The organism is Anaerotignum sp., assembly GCF_017483025.1.
Lineage (GTDB): Bacteria > Bacillota > Clostridia > Lachnospirales > Anaerotignaceae > Anaerotignum_A.
Genome location: NZ_JAFUMA010000111.1, coordinates 1 through 1,732, shown reverse-complemented (window position 1 = coordinate 1,732; position 1,732 = coordinate 1). Strand labels below are relative to the sequence as shown.

Annotated in this window: 2 protein-coding genes; both read right to left on the bottom strand. The window is 46.8% G+C overall.

Annotation, left to right across the window (positions count from 1 at the left end):
• On the bottom strand, positions 1–1,025 hold a 1,025-nt coding region (locus IJ369_RS09610; RefSeq protein ID WP_290718508.1), incomplete at its 3' end, for a nitrogenase component 1.
• The coding region (locus IJ369_RS09605; protein WP_290718506.1) for a nitrogenase iron protein NifH at positions 1,018–1,732 on the bottom strand (715 nt) is incomplete at its 5' end. The genes IJ369_RS09605 and IJ369_RS09610, both read right to left, overlap by 8 nt.

The following is a 1,732-nucleotide window of genomic DNA, read 5'->3' as shown; positions in this document are numbered from 1 at the left end:
TCCAGAAGCTGGTTCAATGCTTCTTCCTGTGCATCTGCAGGTTTCTCTGCAAAGATACCCTCGATGGCAAAGCCCTGTCTATGTAGGAACCTTGCCAGCTCATAGGGACGTATCACTGCAGACATATCGATATAGATGGGGATATTTCCCAACAGTTCTTTTGTTTTTCTGATTTCTTCTTCCGCTTCTTTGCGGGCAGAAGAAAGGATAAAAGCGATGGTTTCTGCATCTTCTGCAGAAATATCCTCCTCAAACATCTGCTGCAGTGTTTCATACTGCTTTTTAATAATATCCAGATCATAGCTTACACAAAGATCGGCAAAGGGGATCTTCAGATCCTGTTTCATTTGCTTCACAGCCGCTGCGCCGGTGGGCGCAATCATCAGATTGCAGCGAGCCGCTGCCATTTCCTGAAAGCCTTCATAATTTTCACTTTGCAGAATATGATTTACCTTGTCGATGCCCATATGCTTCAAAACAGCGTACAATTCACAATCTGCATTGACAGGCATCAGATTGCCGATGCAGTTGACACTGTTTTTCTGCATTTCTTTCTTTTTCAGCAGACGATACATCTGCTGATGGATATTCTGGGCAGGAGGCAGTTTGCTGTCATTTCTGATAGGGTCCATATGACAGAAGGTAAAATCCACCCCTTCAAATCTGTTGTTCAGATCCAGCGTCAACGCCTCAAGGTCTGTACCCAGCAGATCGTCAATACATGTTACGAACAAAAGCATTGCTTTTGGTTTTTTCTTCACTCTTTTCAGCACCATTTCCACGGCATCGAAGATCTGTGCTTCATAGCCACCGGATATGATATCTTTTTCCTCCAGAAAATAATAAGCCAGTCTGTCACGGTATCCGTGCATTACTGCACTGATGGCACCATGACGACCGCAGGCTGCCGGCGCAAAAAAGATCTGAAAGCTTTCCGGCACGGACATGCCGATGCGCACCATCCCCCAGCTGCCATGAGCAGGAGAAGTGTACTGCAGTGCCTTTTCAAAACAGCTCTTATGCATCTTTCTCACACACCTCCAGAATCTTTCTTGCCAGGTCTCTGTAGCATTCTGCCATATCAGAATCGGGGAAGGCTTCCACCACAGTTTTTGTCAGTGCTTCCGCCTTCTGCACCATTCCACTTCTGGGAACAGATGCGATGATCTCACTGCCAATTTCCTGTGCCATTTTTTCTGTAAGCTCCCGTTCATTTTCAACATTCTTTTCATTCAAAATAATACCGCCCAGTTTTGCATAGTTGCGGTTGCCAAAGTTTTTGATGGCAGAGGCGATGTTAGTGGCTGCGTAAAGGGACATCATTTCCCCGGAAGTCACGATAAACACATAATCTGCGTAGCCGCCGCGAATGGGCATGGCAAAGCCGCCGCAAACAACGTCGCCCAATACATCATAAAATACGATATCCGGCTCGTAGGTTTCATAAACCCCCAGCTCTTCCATTTTTTCAAAGGCTGTGATGATGCCTCTGCCCGCACAGCCAATGCCAGGCGTAGGGCCCCCTGCCTCTACGCAGAAGGTCTTATCATAGCCAGGGAAAACGATATCTTCCCTTTCTACTTCATCTGCGTTGCTTCTCAGCTGATCCAATACGGAAGGGATCTGATACCCTGCCAGATTTTTTGTAGAATCTGCCTTTGGATCACACCCCACCTGCAGCACACGATAGCCCATAGAGCTAAATGCCGCAGAAAGGTTTGAAGTTGTGGTG